The organism is Thermosulfurimonas sp., from assembly GCF_015491435.1.
In the GTDB taxonomy this organism is placed as follows: Bacteria; Desulfobacterota; Thermodesulfobacteria; order Thermodesulfobacteriales; family Thermodesulfobacteriaceae; genus Thermosulfurimonas_A.
This window is the reverse complement of the sequence record NZ_WFVX01000084.1, coordinates 1-4,758: the sequence shown is the minus strand read 5'-3', so window position 1 is coordinate 4,758 and position 4,758 is coordinate 1. Positions and strand designations below refer to the sequence as shown.

The window sequence follows — 4,758 nt, the reverse complement described above, 5'->3', positions numbered from 1 at the left end:
GGGTTTCATGGGGTCCTGGAACTGTAACTGTTTAATAAAGAGAAGGATGAAATCTTCCCGACTCAGGGTCTTTTTGGGGGTTCTTTTCAGGGCCAGGGGCTGACCGGTTTGGGGGTTTACTCCGGCGATCATGCTGGTCCTCCTCAGACCACAAGATTCAGGGCCCCGTTATGCCAGGGCCGCAGAGGCCCTTCCTGCGGGGCCGTTTCCTTTATTTTTTCCACCCCGGAGGGTCTCCCGGGGCTTTCCTTCCGGTGTTCATGAAAGGAGCGCTCTTCGCTATAACGCCAGCCGCTTCCTCCGCCGGCCAGATCCACTCGAAAGTCCGTAAGGGTAAAGCCCAGTTCCTCCAGGTTTTGCCGAAGATGATGAAGGTGGGCCTGGAGCTCCTGAGCGGCTTCGGGCTTTTCCACCCTTAAGAAAAGATGCACCTCCTGACGATGGAGCCGCAGGTCGATTTCCATTTCTCCCAGATCCGGGGGTTCGAGCTTGACCCGGGCCTTCTTCTCTCCGGAGGGATGCACCTCCAGGAGGAGATCCCGAATCATCTCCGGAAGTTGGGCCGGGGTGTAGGAGGGTAGGCGGGGAACCTCGAGGGCTTCGGGATGGAGCCCCTGCACGGGGCCGGGAGAGGAAAGTTCCGGCCGGGGGGGAAGGAAAGGCCCCTCAGGGCGGATACGAGAAAGATCTTCCCCGAAGGGGCCGTGAAGGGAGCTTCCGGAGGAGGAAACACTCCTGGAAGAGACGGGTTCGGAGCGATAGACCTCCAGGAATTCCGTTCTTTTACGCATGGAAGTCCCGGAAAAGATCCTCTCTCCGGACTGGTGGAGAGTGAAATCCGTCTTCGGAGGAAGGGTCTTTTTTGAAGTTCCGAGGGCCTTCGGGGTGGGGGAAAGGGGATGTCCGGCCGAATAAGAAACCTTCTCCGGAGCCCTCGAGGTGAAAGGCGGGTCCGGCGGAATCTGCTCCGGTATCGGCCCTCCTTTCACGTTTCGAGAATCCGGCTGCGAGAGAGAGGCCTTTATGTTCGGCTTCGGGAATATCGGTCCTTCTTCCCGATTCCGCCCCGGGATCCCGGAAGGCGGGGAAAATTTTTCTTCCCCAGCGGCAGTTTTTTCCGGAAGAGGGAATTCGACTTTGAACTCCGCTTCGGCTCTCTCCGCAGGGGCGTTTTCGACCTCCTTCACCGAAGGGCCCTCCGGGATCGGATCTTTCGGGACGGGGTTTTCCGAACCCTCTTCCCGCAGGTCCGGGATTTCCCCCAATCCCTGAATCGGATTGGTTCCCGGGGGAAGCCAAGCCGGTTTCGGAGAACCGGAGCCTTCTCCTGCCTCCGGAACCGGAGGATTTGTTTCGGAGAAAGAAAGAGGAATTAAAGAAGTGGATGCAGGGGCCTCTTTTTTCGTTTTTTCCGCTTCCGGGGGCGCGGCTTCTTCCGGAGTCTGCACACCCGAGGGAAAGAGGAGCTGAAGTAAAAGAGCCAGAAAATCCGTTCCCTCCGCGGACAATCGGGTTTCCGCCTTTCCCTTTTCTCCGAGCCCCTGGATGGGTAACAGATTTATTAAGCCGGTCATACCGTTAAATTTTGAATGCAAAGACAGTGCCAGATTTTTCAGGGTGGAGCAATGGAAAAATTCGCGAGAAAACCCTTTTAAAGCCGGTCGAAGGGAAAGGAATGCTTCTGCGGAAGCGGGAAAAATTTTCCCTTCCGGGCAAAAAATGCCCTCTCTTGCTTGACACCGGAGAGGCCGTTCTTACTTTACCTTTGCGGAAAATATTAAAGCAGGAGGTTAAAGGAAATGCGGCTGGATCGTTTCACCTTCAAGGCTCAGGATGCGCTCCAGGAGGCTCAGAGGATAGCCGAAAGCCGGGGGCATCAGCAGCTCGAGCCGGAGCATCTGCTCAAGGCCCTGGTGGAGCAGGAAGGGGGCCTGGTTCCCATGATCCTGGATCGTCTGGGGGTAAACAATCGTCTGGTGTCCTCGGATCTCGATGAATATCTGGATAAACTGCCTCAGGTTTCCGGAGCCGGTTTTCAGGTTTACCTTTCCATGACCCTCAAGCAGGTCCTGGATGCCGCCGAACGTCTGGCCCGCGAGATGCGGGACGAATATATCTCCACCGAACATCTGCTTCTTTCCATCCTGGACACCCACACCGAGGCGGCCCGTATCCTGCACCAGCGCGGGGTGACCAGGGAGAATGTCCTGGAAACCATCCGCGAGATCAGGAAGGGGCAGCGGATCACAGATCAGAATCCGGAGGACAAGTACCAGGCGCTTGAGAAGTTCGGGCGGGATCTCACGGCGCTGGCCCGGGCCGGAAAGCTTGATCCGGTGATCGGTCGCGACGAGGAGATCCGCCGGGTGATTCAGATTCTCTCCCGGCGGACCAAGAACAACCCCGTCCTGGTGGGCGAACCCGGGGTGGGTAAGACGGCCATCGTGGAGGGGCTGGCCCAGCGGATCGTGGCCGGCGATGTGCCGGACCCTTTGAAGAATAAACGTTTAGTTCAGCTTGATCTCGGGGCCCTCATCGCCGGGACCAAGTTCCGGGGCGAGTTCGAGGAAAGGCTCAAGGCCGTGCTGCGGGAGATCCAGGCCAGCGAGGGCGAGATCATCCTTTTCATCGACGAGATCCACACCCTGGTGGGGGCCGGGGCCGCCGAAGGGGCCATGGATGCGGCCAATATGCTGAAACCCGCCCTTGCCCGGGGAGAACTCCACTGCATCGGGGCCACCACCATCGACGAATACCGCAAACACATCGAAAAAGATCCGGCCCTTGAGCGCCGGTTTCAGCCGGTCTATGTGGATGAGCCCTCGGTGGAGGAGGCCATCGCCATCCTGCGCGGCCTTAAGGAGAAATACGAAGTGCACCACGGGGTGCGCATCACCGATAGCGCCATCGTGGCTGCGGTGACCCTCTCCCATCGTTACATTACCGACCGCTATCTTCCGGACAAGGCCATCGACCTCATCGACGAGGCCGCGGCCAAGCTCCGGATCGAGATCGACTCCATGCCCATGGAGATCGACGAGGTGGAGCGGAAGATCAAGCAGCTGGAGATCGAAAAGGTGGCCCTGGAGAAGGAGACCGACCCGCGGGCGAGGGAAAGGTTGCAGAAGATTGAAAGCCAGCTGGAGGAGCTTCGGGCCAAGGCTGATGAGATGAAGCGTCAGTGGCAGGAGGAGCGGGAGGTTATCGTCAAGATCCGCAACTTAAAGGAGAAGATCGACCAGCTCCGCATCGAGGCCCAGCAGGCCGAGCGCAAGGGAGACCTCAACCGGGTGGCGGAGATCATCTATGGCCAGATCCCGCAGCTTGAAAAGGAGCTTGAGGCCGAAAACAGGCGCCTGGAGGAGCTTCACAAAAAACACGGCCGGCGCTTTCTTAAGGAAGAGGTTGACGCCGAGGATGTGGCCCAGATCGTGGCCAAGTGGACGGGCATCCCGGTCTCGCGCCTGCTTGAGTCCGAGCGCGAGAAGCTCCTCCGGATGGAGGAACGGCTCAAACAGCGGGTGGTGGGCCAGGATCACGCCATCTCCGCCATCGCCAACGCCGTGCGTCGGGCCCGGGCCGGCCTCAAAGATCCCAATCGGCCCATCGGTTCCTTCATGTTCCTGGGGCCCACCGGCGTGGGTAAGACGGAGCTGGCCAAGGCCCTCGCGGAGTTCATGTTCGATACCGAGGAGGCCATGATCCGCATCGACATGACCGAATACATGGAGAAACACGCGGTCTCCCGGCTTATCGGGGCCCCGCCGGGATATGTGGGCTACGAGGAGGGTGGACAGCTCACCGAGGCCGTACGCCGCAGGCCCTACTCCGTGATCCTCTTTGACGAGATCGAGAAGGCCCATCCGGATGTCTTCAACATCCTGCTCCAGATCCTTGATGACGGGAGGCTTACCGACGGAAAGGGCCGCACGGTGGATTTTCGCAACACCATCATTATCATGACCTCGAACATCGGGAGCCAGTGGATCCAGGAACTCACCGTGGATCGCCAGGAGATGGAGCGTCGGGTGATGGAGGCCTTAAGGGCTCACTTTCGGCCGGAGTTCCTGAACCGTATCGACGAGATCATCATCTTTAACCGCCTGGGCCGCGAGGAGCTCATGCGCATTGTGGAGATTCAGATCCGTTATCTCCGGGAGCGGCTGGCGGAAAAACACATCACCATCGAACTTACGGACAAGGCCCGCGAATGGCTGGCCAATGTGGGTTACGACCCGGTCTATGGAGCCAGACCCCTGCGCCGGGCCATCCAGCGCTATGTGGAGGATCCCCTGGCCATGAAGATCCTCGCCGGGGAGTTCGGCGAGGGCGACCACGTGGTGGTGGATCTCGATGAGGCCCGGAACGAACTCATCTTTCGGAAAGGAGGCTAAAGGGTGGGTTTGGTCTATGTTTCGGGGATCGTTTCGCACGGGGGGCGCGAGGAAGAGGTAGAGTTTCTGGTGGATAGCGGTGCCACTTACTCTCTCCTCAAAAAGGAGGTCTGGCAGCGGCTCGGGCTTTCCCCCCGCCGGGAGGCGGAGTTTGTGCTTGCCGACGGGACCCGGGTGAAGAGAAAGATCTCGGAATGCTATTTCCGTTTTCCCTTCGGGGAGGGTCATTCCCCGGTGATCCTGGGCGAGGAGGGCGATGATGAGAATCTCCTCGGGGTGGTCACCCTGGAGATCCTGGGAGTGATTCTTGACCCCTTTAAGAGGGAGCTTCGGCCGGCAAGGTTGCTTCTCAAATGAGGTATCG

The 4,758-nt window shown here is 59.1% G+C and carries 3 protein-coding genes; 2 read left to right on the top strand and 1 reads right to left on the bottom strand.

Going from position 1 to position 4,758, the window contains the following annotated elements; all coding sequences use genetic code 11:
• Positions 1 to 143: 143 nt before the first annotated feature.
• Entirely contained in the window at positions 144 to 791 is a 648-nt protein-coding gene (locus F8J34_RS03850; RefSeq protein ID WP_297056686.1) for a flagellar hook-length control protein FliK, read from the bottom strand.
• A 1,008-nt stretch (positions 792 to 1,799) separates the two neighbouring features.
• Here F8J34_RS03850 and clpB point away from each other — a divergent pair.
• Both clpB and F8J34_RS03840 read left to right on the top strand, forming a co-directional pair.
• Positions 1,800 to 4,394: an ATP-dependent chaperone ClpB gene (gene clpB / locus F8J34_RS03845; RefSeq protein WP_297056685.1), complete on the top strand. Its 2,595-nt coding sequence runs from the start codon at positions 1,800 to 1,802 to the stop codon at positions 4,392 to 4,394.
• A 3-nt stretch (positions 4,395 to 4,397) separates the two neighbouring features.
• Positions 4,398 to 4,751 (top strand): retroviral-like aspartic protease family protein, encoded by a 354-nt coding sequence (locus tag F8J34_RS03840; RefSeq protein ID WP_297056684.1) that lies wholly within the window; start codon positions 4,398 to 4,400, stop codon positions 4,749 to 4,751.
• Positions 4,752 to 4,758 lie beyond the last annotated feature (7 nt).

What these genes read in the sequence shown, in the direction of transcription:
- F8J34_RS03850 (WP_297056686.1), bottom strand. Translation starts at nt 791, where the DNA reads ATGCGTAAAAGAACGGAATTCCTGGAGGTCTATCGCTCCGAACCCGTC.
- clpB (WP_297056685.1), top strand. Translation starts at nt 1,800, where the DNA reads ATGCGGCTGGATCGTTTCACCTTCAAGGCTCAGGATGCGCTCCAGGAG.